This is a genomic window from Candidatus Sulfotelmatobacter sp., from assembly GCA_035504415.1.
Classification (GTDB): Bacteria; Vulcanimicrobiota; Vulcanimicrobiia; order Vulcanimicrobiales; family Vulcanimicrobiaceae; genus Vulcanimicrobium.
Genome location: DATJRY010000021.1, coordinates 104,636 through 119,902, shown reverse-complemented (window position 1 = coordinate 119,902; position 15,267 = coordinate 104,636). Strand labels below are relative to the sequence as shown.

The 15,267-nt window shown below is 70.0% G+C and carries 12 protein-coding genes; 6 read left to right on the top strand and 6 right to left on the bottom strand.

From position 1 onward, the window contains the following. Positions 1–121: 121 nt before the first annotated feature. The 5 genes from VMD91_18390 (at position 122) to VMD91_18370 (ending at position 7,648) form a co-directional block, all read left to right on the top strand. Positions 122–2,089: an AMP-binding protein gene (locus tag VMD91_18390; GenBank protein ID HTW86046.1), complete on the top strand. Its 1,968-nt coding sequence runs from the start codon at positions 122–124 to the stop codon at positions 2,087–2,089. Then, positions 2,067–3,302, top strand: coding sequence for a serine hydrolase domain-containing protein (locus VMD91_18385; GenBank protein ID HTW86045.1), 1,236 nt, complete (start codon positions 2,067–2,069; stop codon positions 3,300–3,302). Before VMD91_18390 ends, VMD91_18385 begins: the two co-directional genes overlap by 23 nt. A 181-nt stretch (positions 3,303–3,483) precedes the next feature. Next, positions 3,484–4,926, top strand: coding sequence for a hypothetical protein (locus VMD91_18380; protein HTW86044.1), 1,443 nt, complete (start codon positions 3,484–3,486; stop codon positions 4,924–4,926). Beyond that, a complete protein-coding gene (locus VMD91_18375; protein ID HTW86043.1) occupies positions 4,923–6,674 on the top strand; it encodes an EAL domain-containing protein in 1,752 nt (583 codons plus the stop codon). Before VMD91_18380 ends, VMD91_18375 begins: the two co-directional genes overlap by 4 nt. Before the next feature lie 161 nt (positions 6,675–6,835). After that, positions 6,836–7,648, top strand: coding sequence for a helix-turn-helix transcriptional regulator (locus VMD91_18370; protein HTW86042.1), 813 nt, complete (start codon positions 6,836–6,838; stop codon positions 7,646–7,648). 1 nt (position 7,649) lies between these two features. Here the strand turns inward: VMD91_18370 and VMD91_18365 are convergent, their stop codons facing one another. From VMD91_18365 to VMD91_18355, 3 genes are read right to left on the bottom strand one after another with little or no spacing between them, the layout of a single operon-like run. Beyond that, positions 7,650–9,470, bottom strand: coding sequence for an ABC transporter ATP-binding protein (locus VMD91_18365; GenBank protein ID HTW86041.1), 1,821 nt, complete (start codon positions 9,468–9,470; stop codon positions 7,650–7,652). Between the two features lie 7 nt (positions 9,471–9,477). Beyond that, positions 9,478–10,302, bottom strand: a complete 825-nt coding sequence (locus tag VMD91_18360) for a M23 family metallopeptidase (protein ID HTW86040.1) — start codon at positions 10,300–10,302, stop codon at positions 9,478–9,480. Continuing rightward, complete coding sequence (locus tag VMD91_18355; protein HTW86039.1) at positions 10,302–11,318, bottom strand: NADP-dependent oxidoreductase; 1,017 nt, start codon at positions 11,316–11,318, stop codon at positions 10,302–10,304. The genes VMD91_18360 and VMD91_18355 overlap by 1 nt, the downstream gene beginning before the upstream one ends. Before the next feature lie 76 nt (positions 11,319–11,394). Here VMD91_18355 and VMD91_18350 point away from each other — a divergent pair, with 76 nt between their 5' ends. Then, positions 11,395–11,700: an EthD family reductase gene (locus VMD91_18350; GenBank protein ID HTW86038.1), complete on the top strand. Its 306-nt coding sequence runs from the start codon at positions 11,395–11,397 to the stop codon at positions 11,698–11,700. Positions 11,701–11,720: 20 nt separating this feature from the next. Here VMD91_18350 and VMD91_18345 read toward each other — a convergent pair whose 3' ends face one another. The 3 genes from VMD91_18345 to dnaK form a co-directional block, all read right to left on the bottom strand. Further along, complete coding sequence (locus tag VMD91_18345) at positions 11,721–12,743, bottom strand: DnaJ C-terminal domain-containing protein (GenBank protein ID HTW86037.1); 1,023 nt, start codon at positions 12,741–12,743, stop codon at positions 11,721–11,723. A gap of 109 nt (positions 12,744–12,852) precedes the next feature. Beyond that, positions 12,853–13,392 carry a nucleotide exchange factor GrpE gene (locus tag VMD91_18340; GenBank protein ID HTW86036.1) on the bottom strand — a complete coding sequence of 180 codons (540 nt, stop codon included), beginning with the start codon at positions 13,390–13,392 and terminating at the stop codon, positions 12,853–12,855. 6 nt (positions 13,393–13,398) lie between these two features. Then, complete coding sequence (dnaK, locus tag VMD91_18335) at positions 13,399–15,258, bottom strand: molecular chaperone DnaK (GenBank protein ID HTW86035.1); 1,860 nt, start codon at positions 15,256–15,258, stop codon at positions 13,399–13,401. Positions 15,259–15,267 lie beyond the last annotated feature (9 nt).

Sequence of the window (15,267 nt, the reverse complement as noted above, 5' to 3'; positions counted from 1 at the left end):
CCGGACGCTCGGAACGGTCGTCCTTGCTCGTGTCGAATAGCCCGCGGGCGGTACGCTTGCCTTGCTCCACCGTTTCGGGTCCGAGGGGGGCGCTCGACGCTCAGGGAACCGCAGGCGAGCTATGAGCGCGACGCCGACCTTGGAACGCTGGAACCCGACCGCCGAACAGGTCGCGAGCGCGAACCTGACCGCCTTCGCGCACACCCTCGGCGTCGAGGGATATCGCGGCTTGCTCGACGCGGCACAGCGCGATCTGCCCGGCTTCTACGAGCGGCTCGTCGAGAAGCTGCGGCTGCGGTGGGACACGACCGCGGAACGCGTGCTCGACCTCGAGCGCGGCAAGCCGTTCGCGCGCTGGTTCCCCGGCGCGCGGCTGAACGCGGCGGCGAACTGTCTCGACCGTTGGGTGGACCGTGGCCTGGGCTCGGCCGAAGCGTTGGTCTGGGAAGGTGAAGACGGCGCCGAGCGCCGCTACACGTTCCGCGAGCTGCGCGACGCGGTCGCGCGGTTGGGGACGGTGCTGCGCGACGCCGGCGTGCGCAAAGGCGACCGGGTCGGCATCTTCATGCCGCTGATCCCCGAGACGGCGATCGGGCTGCTCGCGATCGCGTACATCGGCGCGATCGCGGTGCCGGCGTTCTCGGGGTACGGCCCCGACGCGCTGGCGACGCGGCTGGCCGACGCCGGCGCGAAGGTGCTGATGACGGTCGACGGCGTGACTCGCCGCGGCAAGCCGGTGGTCAGCAAAGTCGTCGCCGATGAAGCGCTCGCGCAGGCGCCCAGCGTGACGACGGTGCTCGTCTATCCGCGCATCGGCCTGGACGTGCCGATGACGCCCGGCCGCGACGTGCGCTGGGACGAAGCCGTCGCGCGGGCGCAGCCGCTCGCGACCTACGAGCACACCGGCGCCGACGACCAGATCATGCTGCTCTACACCAGCGGCTCGACCGGCAAGCCGAAGGGCGCGAACCACGTCCACGGCGGCTTCCCGCTCAAAGCGATGATCGATCAATACCTCCTCATGGACGTGAAGGAGGGCGATCGCATGCTGTGGTTCACCGACATGGGCTGGATGATGGGCCCGTGGCTGGTGTTCGGTTCGCTCGGACTGGGCGCCTCGATCATGCTCTACGAGGGGACGCCCGACTATCCGCATCCCGATCGGCTGTGGAGCATCTGCGCGCGCCATGCCGTCACCCACTTGGGGATCGCGCCGACCGCGATCCGCTCGCTGATGGCGCACGGCGACGAATGGCCGGCGCGTCACGACCTCTCCGGGCTGCGCATCCTCGCCTCGAGCGGCGAGCCGTGGAACACCGAGCCGTGGAAGTGGTTCGCCACGCACGTCGGACGCGGCGTCGCGCCGATCATCAACTACTCGGGCGGGACGGAGATCGGCGGCGGCATCGTCGGCTGCGTGCCGACCCTGCCGCTGGTCCCCAACTCGTTCCACGGCCCGGTCCCCGGTATGATCGCCGACGTCTACGACGCGCAGGGCAAGCCGCTGCGCGGCGCGGTCGGCGAGCTGGTCGTCACGCAGCCCTGGCCGGGGATGACGCAGTCGTTCTGGGGCGGCGATCCGCACACGGCCGACGATGCGCGCTACTTGGCGACGTATTGGGAGCGCTTCCCCGACACGTGGGTGCACGGCGACTGGTGCGAGGTCGACGCCGACGGCTTCTGGTTCATCCGCGGCCGCAGCGACGACACGATCAACGTCGCCGGCAAGCGCGTCGGGCCGGCCGAGTTCGAGAGCGCCGTCGTTTCGCACCCGAAGATCAAAGAGGCGGCGGCGATCGCGGTGCCCGACGAGATCAAAGGCGACGTCGTGGTCGTGCTGGCGGTGGCCAAGAACGCCGCCGACGAGGGCGACGCGCTGCGCGCCGAGCTGTTCGCGATCGTCGATCGCGTGATGGGCAAATCGCTGCGGCCCAAGGCGATCCAGTTCGTCGACGACTTGCCCAAGACACGCAATCTCAAAGTGATGCGGCGCGTGGCGCGCGGCCGCTACCTCGGCGCGACGGATCTGGGCGACCTCAGCGCGCTCGACAACCCCGGAGCGCTCGATGCGATCGATCGCCGCCGCTGAAACGGTCGCGCCGAAGGCGGTCGGCCTGTCGGCCAAACGCCTGGCGCGGCTGACCGACGCGTTCGAACGCGACGTCGCGGCCGGCGCGATCCCCGGCGCGGTCGTGCTGATCGCGCGCAAGGGCCGCACCGCGTATCTGCGCGCGTTCGGGTACCGCGACCGCGAGGCCGAAGCGCCGATGGCGCTCGACACGATCTTCCGAGCCGCCTCGATGACCAAACCGATGGTCGTCGTCGCGGCGCTGATGCTGGCGGAAGAAGGCCGCCTGCAGACCTATCACGACCTCGCCGACTACTTGCCCGAATGGGGTGACGTCAAGGTCGGCATCGAGCGCGGCGAAGGCGAGAATCGCACGCTCGAGCTGGTGACGCCGCGCCGCGCCATCACCGTTCAGGACCTCATGCGTCACACCTCGGGGCTGACGTACGGCGCGTTCGGCGACTCGCTCGTGCAGCGCGCGTACCGCGCGGCCAACGTCACCGATCCGCGCCAGACGAACGCGGAGATGAGCGTCAAGCTGGCCGCGCTGCCGCTGGCCTCGCACCCCGGCAGCACGTGGGAGTACGGGATGTCGATCGACGTGCTCGGGCGCGTCGTCGAGGTCGTCTCGGGGATGTCGCTCGACGCGTTCGTCGCCGAGCGCATCACCGGGCCGCTGGCGATGCACGACACCGCCTTCCGGCTGCCCGAGGGCGATGATGCGCGGCTGGCTTGGCCGCAGGTCGATCCCGGCACCGGCGAACGCCCTGATTTGCGCTACCTGTACGATCCCGTGAATCCGCCGCGCTGGATCATGGGCGGCGGTGGGCTGCTCTCGACGGCCGGCGACTACGCGCGCTTCGCGCACGCGCTGGCCGAGGGCGGCATCCTCGAAGGGACGCGCATCTTGGCGCGCAGCTCGGTCGCCCTGATGACCGCCGACCATCTGCCGCCGCAGATCGCCTACGCGCCCTGGACCGCGCGGCTCGGGATCAGCGCGCCGCTGCCGGAGTTGGGCCAAGGCTTCGGCTTGGGCGTCGCGGTGCGCACCGCGCCGGGCCGCAATCCCTCGCCCGGCTCGGTCGGCGACTGGTGTTGGTCGGGCATCTCGGGGACCTACTTCTGGGTCGATCCGGCCGAAGAGCTGGTGACGGTGCTGATGCTGCAGGCGCCGCTGCAGCGCATCCACTACCGCGCGCTGCTGCGCGACCTCGTCTACCAGGCGGTCCGCTAAGCCCGCGATCCTCCCCAGCCGGAGAGGTCCCTCGCCGCCGCGGCTTCGCTACACTCGTGAGCGAGCCGTGAACTCCCCAGAAGTTCGCGTCGAGTCCGAGCCCGGCGAATCGTCGGGACTCTTGATTCGGCGCGTTGCAGCCGTTTTCGAGCAGGTCCCGGAGCGGGATCGTCTGCGTGCCGTGCTCGCGCTCGGCCCGGCGCTGGCCGGGGTCGAGAACGCCGTGGTGCTGGTGGGCGACGTCGTCGTCGCCGCGTTCCCGGGAACCGTCGAAGGCCGGGCCGCGGAGCGGCTGCACCGCCGGGTGCGCGGCGTGTTCGAGACCGAGCAATTCGTCCCGCCGTACTACGTGGCGCGGATCGGTGGGCGCGGACAGGGCCGCATCGCGATGCGGTGGGGCGACGCCGGTGAGGCTGTTTTCCACCGCGCGCAGGCGTTCGCGACGCTGTGCGGCTGGGCGCTCGACGCCGCCGACCTCGCGCGCCTGCCGGCGATCGCCGCCGACCGCACCGCGACGCTGCGCCGCATCGAGCAGCTGGTGCGCGGCGCGCTGCGTGGCCGGCGCCGCTTCGCGCTGCTGCACGTCGACATCGAAGATGCCGTGCGAACGGTGGGCGAACGCGGTGAGGCGCTGGCGAGCGGGTTGCGGCGCGTCGTGCGCGCGACCGATCACGTCGGCTATCTCGGCGCCAACGCCTATGCGGTGCTGGTCGCGGTCGACGCGCACGAGATCGAGGCGTTCGTCGCCGCGCAGCGCGTCCTGGCCGCCGCGCGCGAGCGCTGGTGCGCCCACGTCGGCGTCGCGGTCTATCCCGACGACGGGGCGCGCGTCGAAGACCTACTCGAAAAAGCCAGCGCGGCCGCGTTGGCGGCGACCTCGGCCGGCAGCGGGCTCCCGTACTGGTTCCGCGAGGAGACCGGCGCGCGCTTGCGCCGTCAGGCGCAGGGCGAGAAACATCTGCGCGACGCGGCCGAGACGCAGGCGCTCTCGCTGCGGTGCCGTCCCGCCTTCGACGGGTATACCGGCGCGGTGTGTGGCGTCTTCGTCGAGGCCGACGGCCCGGAGGAACCGTTCCCGCCGGTCGCGCCGCTGGGCCGGCACGTGCGCGGTGCGATCGACAGCTGGACCGTGCGCACCGCGATGGCGCTGGCGATGCCGAGCCCGGGGCCGCGCGTCTACATTCGCGTCGCCGAGCTCACCGCCGAGCTGCTCGAGCAGCTGCTCGGACAGTCGCGTTCGCGCGAAGGAGTGCGCCGGCTGGCGCTCGCGCTCGGCTGCACCGAGATCGATCCGGCGCAGCTGCCGGCGTTGCGGCAGCTGCGCACGCTCGGCATCGCGATCGGGATGGACGCGCTGTGCGCCGGGGCGTTCGCGCAACGCGGCGGCGTCACGCCCGATCTCGACTTCGTGACCGTCGACGCCGGTACGCACATGGGGACGTTGGCCGCGCTGGCGTGCGGCTCGATTCTGGCACCGCAGGTGATCGTCTTCGGGGTGACCTCTCTTGCCGAAGGGCGCTGGCTCGCGCGCCATGGTGCGACGGTGCTCGGCGGTCCGGGACTCGCTCCCGACGTCGCCGCCGCCGACCTTCCGCAGGCACTCACGCGCACGGTGGCGCTGTGAAAGGGGGGACGAAGATGGGCATCCCGACGGTGCGCGGGACCGGCGCGGCCGGTTCGGCCGCCGAAGCGGAGATCGACGCGATCCGGGCCGTGTTCGACGCCGCCGCCGAAGCCCCGCACGCGCTCGAAGAGCGCCTGAGCATTCTGTTGTGTGGCGGCTTGGCCGTCACCGACGCTTCGATCGCGCTGATCGCGCAGGCCGACGGAACGATCGTCGCCTCCGAGACGCGCGGCGGCGTGGTCGAGGACGACACGCTGCAGCTGGCCGCCGAAGCGATGCAAGCGCGCGGTCCCGAGAGCTTCGGCGACGCGTCGTACATCGCGTCGCTGGGCCCCGAGCTGCGCTTCGCGATGCGCTGGAACCCCGGCCGCTCGGTCTGTCACCGCTTGGCGCGCGCGATCGGCATGTCGTTCGGCCGCGCCTTCGCGCGCGCGGCGCAAGAGAGCGTGCAGAGCGCCGATCCCAATGCCGACGCGCTGACCGGTCTGCCCACCCGGGCCGACGTCGTGCGCGCGCTCGACGATGCGATCTCCGGCGCGCGGCGCACCGGGGCGCGGGTCGGCGTGCTGTTCATCGACCTGGACGGCTTCAAGGACGTCAACGACAGCTTCGGCCACGCGGTCGGCGACGAGACGCTGGTCGAAGCCGGCCGGCGGATGGCCGAAGCGCTGCGGCGCGGCGACACGCTGGGCCGGTACGGCGGCGACGAGTTCGTCGCGGTGCTCAGCGTGGGCGAAGACGAGATCGAGATGGCCGAGGCGGCGCAGCGCTTCCTCGAACGCGTCGTGATCAACGTCGAAGAGGGCGACCTGCGGCTGACGGTGCGCACCAGCATCGGGGTCGCGGTGTTCCCCGACGACGGCTCGACGCAAGAGGAGCTGCTGCGGCACGCCGACGAGGCGCTCTACGCGGCCAAACAGCTCGGCGGCGGCCGGGTGCGCTGGTACCGCGACGGCGTCGGCCGCGCGGTCAACGCGCGCCGCGAGTTCCGTGCCGGCCTGCGCAGCGCCGACTTCGAGCGCGACTTCATGCTGTGCTTCCAGCCGATCGTCTCGACGCGCTCGCATCGGGTCGTCGGCGCCGAAGCACTGGTGCGCTGGCGGCATCCGGAGCGCGGCTGGCTCGCGCCGCGTTCGTTCTTGCAGGCCGAGGGGACGGCGGCGACCTCGTCGGCCCTCGACGTCAAGGTGATCCGTGCGATCGGCGAGGTGCTGCGCATCAACGGCGATCGCCGCATCGACACGCGCATCCACATCAACGTCTCGAGCTGGAGCGACGAGGTCTGGCGCGCGCTGGACACGCTCTTCGGCGAGATCCCGGACTCGCCGCAGCGGCTGGCTCTCGAAGTCCGCGAGGCGACGGCTCTGGCCGACGTCGACGCGGGCGGCTCGTTCCTGCGCCGGGTCGGTCGGCTGGGCGTGCCGGTCGGGATCGACGGCTTCGGCGCGGCCCACACCTCGCTGCAAGCACTGGCGGCGCTGCCGCTCGATTTCATCAAGATCAACCCGCGCGGAGCGGGCGGCAGCGACGTCCAGTGGACGCGGGTCGCCGCGGCGGCGGTCGCAGTCGCGCGTGGGCTCAACGTCCGCGCGATCGCCGAGGGTGTCGAGGACCGGGAGCAGGCGCAGTGGCTGATCTCGAACGGCGTCGAGGAACTCCAGGGTTATCTGGTCGGGCAGCCGATGACCCCGCCCGACTTCGCCGACTGGCTCGCCTCCGGGCACGCCCGAGCCGTCGGCGGCTGGTAGTCCGCCGGAGAAAGATAGCGCTTCCTCAGGCAGGATTGTGGCGCCGGCCCCTTGACTTTTTCGGTGTGGAAGCTCCTGTATCGGGAGAAGCCGCGCGATCGGGCGCGCTCGGCTACGCGGCCGACGTGTTCGCAGCGATTTCCGGTGCGAGCCGACGCGACGTGCGATGGTTCCCGGAGGGGCCGCCGCGGCGCGAGCAGCCCGAGAGCGACGACGTGGTCGTCGTGCTGCGGGAGCTGCAGCTGCGCGACGCGCCGTTGCCGGCGCTGGTCGTGCGCAGTCGCAGCCGCGGCGCGATGTTCATCGCACTGGGCCGCCACGGCGGACCGTTGGCCGTCGTCCGGCTCGACCACGACGAGCGCGGTTTCCGGCCGGCGCGCATCGCCGAGACGCGGCGGTTCGTCGAGGAGCACGGCGGCGCGCTGACCCACTGGGTCGTCGACGGCAGCACCCCTTCGTGGAGCCGCAACAACACGACCGTCAGCTTCGTCATCGACGAGCGGCTGCGCCCGGCGCTGGTCGAAGCGGCCGGGACGGACGAGTCGCCGCTCCACGCGCTCTACCGCCCGCGCGAAGGCTGCACCCCGCCGCTCCTGATCGACACCGTGCGCGACCTGGTACGCGAGCTGGGCGAACGGCCCGCCGAGCCGGCCGCGACGCGTTCGCTGCCGTTCGCCTTCGTGCGGATCTCGCGGCTGGCCGGGGCGGCGACGCCGTATTACCTGGTCGCGGTGGAACCCGCGCGCCGTCGCGGCACGATCCTGCGTGCGATGTCGCGCTATCAGCTCAGCCGTCGCGAAGGCCAGGTGCTCGGCGAAGTGCTGCGCGGCCTCTCCAGCAGCGAGATCGGCGAGTCGCTCTCGATCTCCGGCTCGACCGCGACCTTCCACCTCAAGGCGCTGCTGCGCAAGACCGGCTCGCGCAATCGCACCGAGCTGACCGCCCGCGTCCTGGGCTGGGACGGCGAAGGCTGAGTCAGGTCGCGACCGCTTCGGCGCGGTCGCGGAACTGCTTCCAATAGAGCTGGGCGTAGGCGCCGTCGCGGGCGAGCAGCTGCTCGTGCGTGCCTTGCTCGACGATGCGGCCGTGCTCGACGACGAAGATGACGTCGGCGTGCAAGATCGTCGAGAGGCGGTGCGCGATCACCAAGCTGGTGCGGCCTTCCATCAACGGGACGAGCGCGGCTTGGATGGCGGCTTCGTTGCCGGAGTCGAGCGCGCTGGTCGCCTCGTCGAGGATCAGGATGCACGGGTTCTTGAGCAGCACGCGTGCGATCGCGAGGCGCTGGCGCTCGCCGCCGGAGAGCTTGTGGCCGCGTTCGCCGACGATCGTGTCGTAGCCGTCGGGCAGCGAGGCGATGAAGTCGTGGATGTTGGCGGCGCGGGCCGCCGCGACGACCTGCTCTTGGGTCGCGTCGGGCCGTGCGTAGCGCAGATTCGACGCGATCGTGTCGTGGAAGAGATAGGTCTCCTGGGTGACGATGCCGATGTTCTCGCGCAGGCTCGCCAGGGTCAGGTCGCGCACGTCGTAGCCGTCGATGCGGATCGTCCCCGACTGCGGATCGTAGAAGCGCGGCACGAGCTGCGTGATCGTGGTTTTGCCGGCGCCCGACGGTCCGACGAAGGCAGCCATCTGTCCGGGGGCGATGCGCAGCGTCACGCCGTCGAGGGCGACGCGCTCGGGCGTGTACGAGAAGTGGACGTCCTCGAAGGCGACCTCGCCGCGCACGTCGCGCAGCGCGAGCGCGTCGGGCCGCTCGTTCCCTTCGGGCGCCATGTCGAGGTACTCGAAGATGCGCTCGAACACCGCCAGCGCCGAGACGATCTGCACCTGCACGCCGGCCAGCGCCGAGGCCGGGCCGTAGAGGCGGCCTAGATACGCGACGAAGGCGACGATGGTACCGACGGTCAGGTCGCCGCGAATCGCCAGCCACGCGCCGACCAGCCACACGATCGCCGGGCCGACCACGACCATCGCCGTGATCGCGGCGATGAACCAGCGGCCGACCATGGCCAGGTTGATCTCGAGCTTCATCAGGTCGGTGCCGACCTTGTAGAAGCGGTCGCGCTCGAAGCGCTCGCGCACGAACGACTTGATCAGCGTGATCCCGGAGATCGAGAGCGTCTCCTGGGTGATCGACTCGATCTCGTCGCGCTTTTCGCGGGTCAGCTTGCGCACGTCGTACATGCGCCGGCCGACCGGCGAGAGCGGCAAGATCATCAGCGGGATGACGGCCAGCGAGATCAGCGCCAGCTTCCAGTTCAGCACGAAGATCGTGGCGACCGTCGTCAAGATGACGAAGACGTTGGTGACGATGGTGACCAGCGTGCCGGTCACGACGTTGTCGATGTTGTCGACGTCGCTCGAGACCCGGTTCATGATCTCGCCGGTCTTGGTCCCGGTGAAGAACGAGAGCGGCATGCAGTGCAGGTGCGCGACCAGGCTGGTGCGGATGTCGCGCATGATCCCTTCGCCCAGCACCGAGTTCAGGAAACCCTGGTAGACGCCGACGACCCCGGTGACCAGCGCGACGCCGACCATCCCACCGACCAGCAGCCACACCGCGTGCATGCTGTGCTGCGGGATCGCGCTGTCGATCAGCCACTTGGTGAACAGCGGCGGCAACAGCCCCAGCAGCGCGCCGACCAGGATGCAGGCCAGCACCAACAGCATTTGGGCGAGGTACGGACGAAACAGCGCGAGGATGCGGCGCAGCTCGACGCGCCGCGTGATCTTCGGGCGGTTCGGGCTGAACATGTTGGACCACATGAGGTGGACCGGAGGGCCGCCGAGCATTGCTTGCCTACAACACGGCCGAAGCCGCTTCGGGTTCGCGCGTCGTCGCGCTGTCCAGGACGTCGCCGAACTCGAGCACGCGTGCCGTACCGGCATCGATGAAGGCGACCGGCACGCCGCGCGCGACGCGGAGCGCGTAGACCGGCCGGTCCTGCGCGTGCAGGTGCAGGTGCGGCCGCGTCGTGCGGCCGCTGTTCCCGCAGCGCCCGATCTGGGTGCCGGCCGCGACGTGGTCGCCGGCCGCGACCGTCAGCGATCCGCGCTGGAGGTGGCAGAGGAACACCGTCGTGCCGCCGGTCTGGATGCCGACGTGGTTGCCGAGCTCGCGGCCGGCGATGCCCGGTCGGTTCGGGTTCATCGACGGCGGCAGATCGGGCAGCTCGTCCACCGCGGCGACGACGGTGCCCGCGCACGGGGCGAGGATCGGTTCGCCCAGGCACCGTCCGCCGACGTGGACGAAGTCGTACGCGAAGCGCTGGTCGCCGGCGAGCAGATGATGGTTCCGGCCGGGCAGCGGGCCGCCCGCCGCGACGCGCCACCGGTCGACGAACGGCGAGCGCAGCAGCAGCGGCGTCGCGCGCGCCTCGGCCCGCCACGCGCGGATGCCCGCGCGCGCACGGTACCACCAAACGGCGACCAGGCCGATCTCGACGGCGATCGCCGCCGACGCGGCGATCGAGAGCGGCGCACCCGCGTTGAGGGCGACGATCTCGGCGACCAGCAGCGCGCCGATCGTCGCGGCGACGGTGAGTGGGCGCGCGTAGCGAACCGCGACGAAGATCGCGCCGAAGCTGACGACGACGAGCGTGATCTGGAGGGCCGCGTCGACCATCAAGCCAGCCGGACGATCATCTTCCCGATCGACGCGTTGGGGCGCAGGATGTCCATCAGCGCCCGCGGCGCGTTCTCGATCCCCTCGACGAAGGTCGAGGGTGCTTTGATCACGCCGGCCGCGATCAGCGGCGCGACCTCGGCGACGAACTCGTCGTAACGCTTGAAGTGGTCGATGACGATGAAGCCCTGCAGCTTCAGGCGGCGCTGGATCGCGATGCCGAGCGTGCGCGGCCCTTCCGGCACGGTCGCGTTGTACTGCGAGACCGCGCCGCAGAGCACGATCGTGCCGAAGTCGCGCATGGCGATCATCGCCGCTTCCAGCTGCTCGCCGCCGACGTTGTCGAAGTAGACGTCGATCCCGTCGGGCACCAGCTCGCGCAGCTTCTTGGTCGGACCGTCGTGATAGTCGAAGGCGAAGTCGGCGCCCAGCTCGTCGCGCACGTACGCGACCTTCTGCGGTGAGGACGCGGAACCGACGACGGTGAGGCCGGCGCGCTTGGCGAGCTGGACCGCCATCGAGCCGACCGCGCCCGCGGCGCCCGAGACGAACAGCGTCTGCCCGGCCGCGACCTGCGCGATGATGCGCAGCCCCACCCACGCGGTGAACCCCGGTACGCCGAACGCACCCAGGTACACGTCGGGCGGCACCTGGCGGACGTCGATCGCCTTCACGTGCGCGGCCGGCATCACGGCATACTCGCGCCAACCCAAGTTGTGCAGGACCACGGTGCCGACCGGCACGTCGTCCGCGCGCGACGCGACGACCTCGCCGATCGCCGAGCCCGAGAGGGCCTCGCCGACCGCGAACGGCGGCACGTACGACTTGCCGGCGTTCATGCGGCCGCGCATGTACGGTTCGACCGACATGAGGGTCGTGCGCACCAGCACTTCGCCCTCGCCCGGCGGGCCGACGGTCGCGTTCGCCAGCTCGAAGTGTTCCGGCCCCGGCTCGCCCGTCGGGCGGCTCGCGAGGCGGATCTCACGGCTGGTCACGGTATCGCTCGTCGTGCTCATGCCGCCGAGCTTACCGGGTGCGCATGCGGGAGCCTGCCGCGCAGGGACGGCCGATCGGCCGCGCCAAGCCGCGAGCATGATCGCCGTGACCGTCTGCTATCCGACCGGCGCCAGCTTCGACGCCGACTACTACGCCAGCAAGCACATGCCGATGGTGCGCGAGGGCTTCGGCAAGTTCGGTTTGCGCAAGGACGAGGTCCGCACGATCACCGGCACGCCGACCGGCGCGCCCGGCCGCTATCAGGTCGTGACCTCGCTCTATTTCGACGACATGGGCGCCGTCGGCGCCGCGTTCGGCTCGCCCGAAGGGCGCGCGATCGTGAAGGACATCCCGAACTTCTACGGCGGCGAAGCCGAGGTGATGATCGGCAAAATAGAATAGCGCCCGCATGCGGGCGCCGTCTATTTGGCCTTGCCGTTCCGCAAGCCGGCGAGCTCGCGGAACAGCTTCGTTTCCTTATCGGTCAGGTTGGTGGGCAGCTGGCCGATGAGGCGGACGTATTCGTCGCCGTAGCCGCCGTCCTTGAGCTTGGGCATCCCCTTGCCGGAGAGGCGCAGCATCTTGTTGTTCTGCGTCCCGGCGGGGATCGTCATGGTGACGTCGCCGTTGAGGGTCGGCACGCGCACTTCGGCTCCCAGCGCCAGATCGTAGATGCTGACCGGGAGGTCGAGGTACAGGTCGTCGCCCTTGCGCTCGTAGCGGTCGTCGTCGGTCAAGTGCACGACCAGGTACAGGTCGCCGCGCGGACCGCCGTTCGCGCCGCTGGCGCCTTGCTTGGCCAGACGAATGCGCTGGCCGTCGCGAACCCCGCGCGGGATCGTGACGTCGAACTTCTTCGTCTCTCGAATACGGCCGGTGCCGTGGCACTGCGGACAGATGCGGTTACGGTCGGTGCCGGTGCCGTGACAGCGCGGGCAGAGATCCTCGACCTGCAGCGTGACCGTCTTTTTGCCGCCTTCGTAGGCGTCGTGCAGCGAGAGCTCGATGGTGGACTCGAGGTCCTCCCCGCGCTGCGCCGTCGCGCCCCCGAAGTTCGTCGCACCGGCGCCCGGACGGCGTCCGATGCCGGAGAAGAACATGTCGAAGAAGTCGGAGAAGCCGCTCGCGCCCGCCGCGCCGCCGCCGAAGTTGAAGCTGCCGAAGTCCGTGTCTTGCGCGGTCCGGTACGAGCGTTGCTGCTCGGCCTCGCGCGCCGCGCGCTGCCAATCCGACCCCAGCGCGTCGTACTTGCGGCGCTTCTCGGGATCGCCGAGCACCTCGTACGCTTCCTGGATGTCCTTGAACTTCTCTTCGGCTTCGCGCGTGTTGGTCGGATTCGCATCCGGATGCCACTTGCGCGCGAGCTTCCGATACGCCGACTTGATGTCTTTCTCGGCGGCGGTCTTCGGAACACCTAGAGCAGCATAGTAGTCTTTGTAGTTCATTTAAAAGGCGCTCCGCCCCCGGCTCCGCGCCCCCCACGCTGCGCGTGGGGCCCCCCGACCGTATGCGCGCTCACGAACCACCACATGTCGCGATGCCCCGAGGGCGCGCTCAAGAGCCATGCCCTTTGGCGACGACGACTTGCGCGGGACGCAGTACCTCGTCGCCGATCGTGTAACCCTTGCGGGCCTCTTCCAGCACCGTGTCTTCGGCGACGCCGGCGGGTGCCGGCTGGGTCGCGATGGCCTCGGCGAGCTTCGGATCGAACCGCAGCCCCTTGACCGTCACGGGCTTGACGTTCTCGGACTCGAGCGCCGCTTCGAACTGGCGCAGCGTCGCTTGCAGGCCGCCGCGCAGCCCCTCGGAGTCGTCGAACGCGAGCGCGCGCTCGAGGTTGTCGAGCACGGGCAGCATCTTGACGAGGACGGCGCGCCGGCCCGCCAGCGCGATCTCCGCCAGCTGGCGTTCGATGCGCTTCTTGTAGTTCTCGAAGTCGGCCATCGCGTAGAGGAACTTGTTGTAGTTCTCCTCCGCTTTGGCGCGCGCGGCCGTCAGCTCGGCGGCGAGGTCACCCTCGCCGCCAGGCTGGCCCGCGCCGTTCGGCGTCACCGTCGCGTCGACGGGCGCCGTGGTCGCGGTGTCGTCGTGCACGTGCGCCTACTTCGCTTCCTTGAACTCGGCGTCGATGACGTCGTCGCTCGGGCCCGCGCCCGCGCCGGCCGCCGCACCCTCGTGCTCGTGCTGCGCGCCGTCGGTACCGGCGTTCGCGCCGTTGGTCGACGCGCCCGTCGCCTTGTAGAGCTCCTCGGCCAGTTTGTACGAAGCCTGCTGGAGCTTCTCGGTCGCGGCCTTCACCTCGGCCACGGTCCCGTTGTCGGAGATCCGCTTGAGGTCGGCCAGCGCCGTCTCGACGTCGCCGCGCACCGTCGCCTCGGCCTTGTCGCCGACTTCCTTGAGCGACTTCTCGGTCGAGTAGATCAGCGAGCTCGCGGTGTTGCGCACCTCGGCCTCTTCCTTCTTGGCCTTGTCGGCGGCCGCGAAGGCTTCGGCGTCCCGCACCATGCGGTCGACTTCGTCCTTGTTGAGGTTCGTCGACGCGGTGATCGTGATCTGCTGTTCCTTGCCGGTGCCCAGATCCTTGGCCGAGACGTTCACGATGCCGTTGGCGTCGATGTTGAACGTGACCTCGATCTGCGGCACGCCGCGCGGCGCAGCCGGGATGCCCTCGAGCCGGAAGCGCCCGAGTTCCTTGTTGTCGTTCGCCATCTCGCGCTCGCCCTGGAGGATGCGGATGTCGACCGACGTCTGACCGTCTTCCGCCGTCGTGAAGACCTGCGTCTTGCGCGTCGGGATCGTCGTGTTGCGCTCGATGAGCTTCGTGTTCACGCCGCCGAGGGTCTCCAGACCCAAGGAGAGCGGGGTCACGTCGAGCAGGACGACGTCGCGGACCTCACCGGCGAGCACGCCGGCCTGGATCGCCGCGCCGACCGCGACGACTTCGTCGGGGTTGACGGACTGGTTGAGCTCCTTGCCGGTCAGCTTCTTGACCAGCTCCTGGATGACGGGCATGCGGGTCGAACCGCCGACCATCACGACCTCGTCGATCTGCGCGACGTCGAGCTTGGCGTCGGCCAGCGCGTTCTTGAACGGCTGGATGCAGCGATCGGTGAGATCTTGCGTGAGGCGCTCGAACTCGGAACGCGTCAGCGTGATGTCCAGGTGCTTGGGACCGTTCTGGTCCGCGGTGATGAACGGCAGGTTGATCGTCGTCTGGACGGTGCCCGACAGCTCGATCTTCGCCTTCTCGGCGGCCTCGGTGAGGCGCTGCATCGCTTGGCGATCGCTGCTCAGGTCGATGCCCTGGTCCTTGCGGAACTCGGTGACGAGCCAGTCGACGATGCGTGCGTCGTAGTCGTCGCCGCCCAGGTGCGTGTCGCCGTTGGTCGCCTTCACTTCGAAAACGCCGTCGCCGACTTCCAGGATCGAGACGTCGAAGGTGCCGCCGCCGAGATCCCACACGAGGATCGTCTCGTTGCCCTTCTTGTCCAGGCCGTACGCGAGCGCGGCTGCCGTCGGCTCGTTGATGATGCGCAGCACGTCGATGCCGGCGATCTTGCCGGCGTCCTTGGTGGCCTGACGCTGCGCGTCGTTGAAATATGCCGGGACCGTCACGACCGCTTGCGTGACCCGCTCACCCAGATACGCGGAAGCGTCGTTGACGAGCTTCTGCAGGATCATGGCGCTGATCTCTTGCGGCGTGTAGTCCTTGCCGTCGATCTTGACCTTGTAGTCCGTCCCCATGTGCCGCTTGATCGAGGAGATCGTGCGGTCCGGGTTGGTGACGGCCTGGCGCTTTGCCAGTTGACCGACGAGCCGTTCGCCGGTCTTGGTGAAGGCGACGACGGAAGGGGTCGTGCGCGACCCTTCGGAGTTGGCGATGACGGTCGGGCTTTGCCCTTCCATCACGGCGACGACGGAATTGGTCGTGCCGAGGTCGATGCCGACCACTTTAGCCATGTGTTGTTG

What these genes read in the sequence shown, in the direction of transcription:
- VMD91_18390 (HTW86046.1), top strand. Translation starts at nt 122, where the DNA reads ATGAGCGCGACGCCGACCTTGGAACGCTGGAACCCGACCGCCGAACAG.
- VMD91_18355 (HTW86039.1), bottom strand. Translation starts at nt 11,318, where the DNA reads ATGAGCACGACGAGCGATACCGTGACCAGCCGTGAGATCCGCCTCGCG.
- VMD91_18350 (HTW86038.1), top strand. Translation starts at nt 11,395, where the DNA reads ATGATCGCCGTGACCGTCTGCTATCCGACCGGCGCCAGCTTCGACGCC.
- dnaK (HTW86035.1), bottom strand. Translation starts at nt 15,258, where the DNA reads ATGGCTAAAGTGGTCGGCATCGACCTCGGCACGACCAATTCCGTCGTC.
- VMD91_18360 (HTW86040.1), bottom strand. Translation starts at nt 10,302, where the DNA reads ATGGTCGACGCGGCCCTCCAGATCACGCTCGTCGTCGTCAGCTTCGGC.
- VMD91_18385 (HTW86045.1), top strand. Translation starts at nt 2,067, where the DNA reads ATGCGATCGATCGCCGCCGCTGAAACGGTCGCGCCGAAGGCGGTCGGC.
- VMD91_18365 (HTW86041.1), bottom strand. Translation starts at nt 9,470, where the DNA reads ATGCTCGGCGGCCCTCCGGTCCACCTCATGTGGTCCAACATGTTCAGC.
- VMD91_18345 (HTW86037.1), bottom strand. Translation starts at nt 12,743, where the DNA reads ATGAACTACAAAGACTACTATGCTGCTCTAGGTGTTCCGAAGACCGCC.